The organism is Stenotrophomonas sp. 2YAF22, from assembly GCF_052114665.1.
Taxonomy (GTDB): Bacteria; Pseudomonadota; Gammaproteobacteria; order Xanthomonadales; family Xanthomonadaceae; genus Stenotrophomonas; species Stenotrophomonas indicatrix.
On sequence record NZ_JBFRFE010000414.1, the window covers coordinates 1 to 3,932 of the forward strand.

The following is a 3,932-nucleotide window of genomic DNA, read 5'->3' on the forward strand; positions in this document are numbered from 1 at the left end:
GTGCAACACGGCATCCTGCGACCGATGGTCGCGACGGTGCGCAATTACCGCATCTTGTGTTGACGGCTCGGAATATCCCCACTATGTTGTGGCCGTCACTCCCGGTCAGCCGCCGCCGCCGGACATGCAGCAAACGTCCCGCGGCCCGCCCCTGAAGGCTTGCCGTGTCGACGCGGCCGCCATCGTGCGGACGCAGGTCGCCCCCACGGCCCGGATACCGGCCGCAGGCGCAGGCAGATGCCGACGACCTGTGTTCCCGCCCCTTGGCACATCACCCGTTCGCCCCGTGCGCCGGTATCGCGTGCAGGGCCGCCATGGCATCGGGCGCCGACGCGCGCACGAGCCTGGAGTTCCACCACCATGACCGACAGTACCTTCCGCGTGGCCGACCTGGCCGGCGCCGGCGACGCCATGCGCGCCAGCGGCGAGCGCGTGCCGACCTGGATCACCAAGGAAGCCGGCAATCGTCGCCTGCCGTACGATGCGGCGCGCCTGCTGCGCAGCATCGATGCCATCCACGCCGAGCTGCCGCAGCTGGATGTGGCCGACTATCGCCGCGTGGTGCTGGCGATGGTCGAACGCAAGCCCAGCATCAGTGCCGATGATCTGGTGGATCTGCTGATCCGCGAAGCGGAATCGCGCGTCGACCTTGTCGCGCCGCAGTGGGAACAGTTCGCTGCACGCCTGTACCTGCGCCGTCTGTACAAGCGCGCCAGCCGCAACCGCTTCTACGATGTCAGCCTGAAGTACGGCTCCTTCGTGGGCCTGCAGGAAAGCCTGGCCGACCGCGGCATCTACAGCAACGACATCCTGCGCTGCTATTCGAAGGAAGAGCTGCAGCAGGCCGGCGAGATGATCGACCCCGAGCGCGATCGTCTGTTCGCCTATAACGGGCTGTACCTGCTGRCCACGCGCTACCTGGCTACTGATCGCAGCCGCGAGGTGTATGAGCTGCCGCAGGAACGTTGGCTGACCATTGCCCTGTACCTGATGCAGAACGAGGGTGGGGCTGGTGAGAGCGGCCGCGTGCGCCGCATGCAGCTGGTGGGCGAGGCGTACTGGGCGTTGTCCAACCTGTACATGACCGTGGCCACGCCAACCCTGGCCAATGCAGGCAAGGTCGGCGGCCAGCTGTCGAGCTGCTTCATCGACACGGTGGACGACAGCCTGCAGGGCATCTATGACTCCAACACCGATATCGCCCGTGTGTCCAAGCACGGTGGTGGTGTGGGTGCGTACCTGGGGTACGTGCGCAGCAGTGGCGCGCCGATCCGCGGCGTGCCCAACTCGTCCGGCGGCGTGGTGCCGTGGATCAAGCAGCTCAACAACACGGCGGTGTCGGTCGACCAGCTCGGCCAGCGCAAGGGTGCAGTGGCGGTGTACCTGGACATCTGGCACCGCGACATCGAGGCGTTCATGGACCTGCGCCTGAACAACGGCGACCAGCGCCTGCGTGCGCATGATGTGTTCACCGCCATCTGCGTGCCGGACCTGTTCATGGAGGCCGTCGAGCGCCGTGCCGACTGGTACCTGYTCGATCCGCACGAGGTGAAGCAGGCCAAAGGCTGGTACCTGCAGGATTTCTACGACGAGAAGCGAGGGCAGGGCAGCTTCCGCGACCGCTACGCCGAGCTGGTGGCCGACGAACGCATCAGCCGTCGCACGGTGAAGGCGATCGACCTGTTCAAGCGGATCATGCTCAGCCAGCTGGAAACCGGCAACCCGTTCCTGTTCTACCGCGACGAAGTGAACCGGAAGAACCCGAACAAGCATGCGGGCATGGTCTATTCCAGCAACCTGTGCACCGAGATCCTGCAGAACATGAGCCCGACGCGGATGATCCAGGAGATCGTCAGCGGCGACCAGATCGTCACCACCCGCCGCGCGGGCGACTTCGTGGTCTGCAACCTGTCGTCGATCAACCTCGGCCGTGCCATCACCGCCCCCGAGGATCTGCTGGCCAAGGATGTGCTGGAACGCTTGATTCCGATCCAGGTGCGCATGCTCGACAACGTGATCGACCTCAACGCGCTGCCGGTGCCGCAGGCCACCATCACCAACCGCAAGTACCGCGCCATCGGCCTGGGCACGTTCGGCTGGCACCACCTGCTGGCACAGCAGGCGATCCATTGGGAATCGCCCGAGGCCGAGGAACTGTCCGATCGCCTGTTCGAGCGCATCAACTTCCTGACCATCCAGGCCAGCGCGCAGCTGGCCAAGGAGAAAGGCAGCTACCCGATGTTCGCTGGCAGCGACTGGCACAACGGCAACTATTTCCGTGACCGCGATTACAGTGGCGCGGCCTGGGACAGTCTTGCGCGCGAGGTAGCGACCAACGGCCTGCGCAATGGCTGGCTGCTGGCGGTGGCGCCGAACATGAGCACCGCGCAGATCGCCGGCTCCACCGCGTCGATCGATCCGATCTACAGCGCGTTCTACTACGAGGAAAAGAAGGACTTCCGGCGGCCGGTGGCCGCGCCTGGCCTGTCGCTGGAAACCTGGCCGTACTACGAGAAGGGTGCCTACAAGGTCGACCAGTTCGCCAGCGTGCGGCAGAACGCACGCCGCCAGCGCCATGTGGACCAGTCGATCAGCTTCAACCTGTACGTGCCCAGCACGATCCGCGCCAGCACGCTGCTGGAGCTGCACCTGAGTGCCTGGCGCGAAGGGCTGAAGACCACCTACTACGTGCGCTCCAACGACATCGATATCAGCGAATGCGAGTGGTGCTCGAGCTGACCAGCCCGACCCCTCGGTGGTAGTGCCGGCCGCTGGTCGGCAACCCGTCAGCAACAGAACGAAGGCAGAAGACCATGGCAACACCCCTGGACCGCATCAAGATCCTCGAACCGCGCCACCCCAACCGCAGCACCGGCATCATCAACGGCCGCACCAGCGGCATCCTGAACTGGAACGACATTCCGTACCCGTCGTTCTATCGCGCCTACAAGGAGCTGTCGACCAACTTCTGGATCCCCGACGAAGTGGACATGAAGGTGGATGCACGCCAGTACGGCGAGCTCAACGCGCGCGAGAAGAACGCCTACGATTCCATCATCGGCCTGCTGGCCACGCTGGATTCGCCGCAGACGCGCTTCATCTACAACGTCGCCGAGTACATCACCGATCCGGCCGCGCACGCCAACGCGGCGATCATCGGCCAGCAGGAGGTGATCCACAACGAGAGCTACAGCTACGTGCTTGCCTCGATCACCGACCTGCCCAACCAGAACCGCATCTTCGAGATCGCCCGCACCCATCCCACCATCATCAAGCGCAACGCGCCGATCATGGGGGCCTACGACGACTTCATGCGCGAGAAGACCGCCGAAACCCTGCTGAAGTCGTTGATCCAGTCCTCGATCCTGGAAGGCATCAACTTCTATTCCGGCTTCGCGTATTTCTACAACATGGTGCGGCAGAACCGCATGAACGGCACCGGCAAGATCATCAGCTTCATCAACCGTGATGAGCTGGCCCACACCAAGTTCATCAGCGAGCTGATCCGCGCCATCATCGGCGAGAACCCGGAACTGCAGACCAACGAGCTGACCGCCTACGTGCACCAGTCGTTCGAACACGCCATCGAACTGGAAACCCAGTGGTCGGCGGAGGTGCTCGATGGCATCGATGGCATCGACGTGGACGAGATGGTGCGCTACGTGAAGTACCGCGCCAACAAGATGGCCGGCATGCTCGGCATCGAGCGCCTGTACAGCGACACCACCGACAACGTGATGCCGTGGATCAAGGCCTACGCCGACAACTTCACCGAGACCAAGACCGACTTCTTCGAGATGCGCAATGCAAGCTACAAGAAGACCAACGTCGACAACGGCTTCGACGACCTCTGAGCGCGGCCTGGCGCTCCGCATCCTGATCGTGGTGGCGTCGCTCAGCGGCAACACCCGTGAGCTCGGCCGCCACATCGC

2 protein-coding genes are annotated in these 3,932 nt (G+C 64.0%); both read left to right on the plus strand.

All coding sequences use genetic code 11. The features are described from left to right. Positions 1-411 precede the first annotated feature (411 nt). Positions 412-2,739, plus strand: a complete 2,328-nt coding sequence (locus tag AB4Y84_RS15555; protein WP_442250397.1) for a ribonucleoside-diphosphate reductase subunit alpha — start codon at positions 412-414, stop codon at positions 2,737-2,739. 74 nt (positions 2,740-2,813) lie between these two features. Continuing rightward, complete coding sequence (locus AB4Y84_RS15560) at positions 2,814-3,854, plus strand: ribonucleotide-diphosphate reductase subunit beta (RefSeq protein WP_025878567.1); 1,041 nt, start codon at positions 2,814-2,816, stop codon at positions 3,852-3,854. The last annotated feature ends 78 nt before the right edge of the window (positions 3,855-3,932 follow it).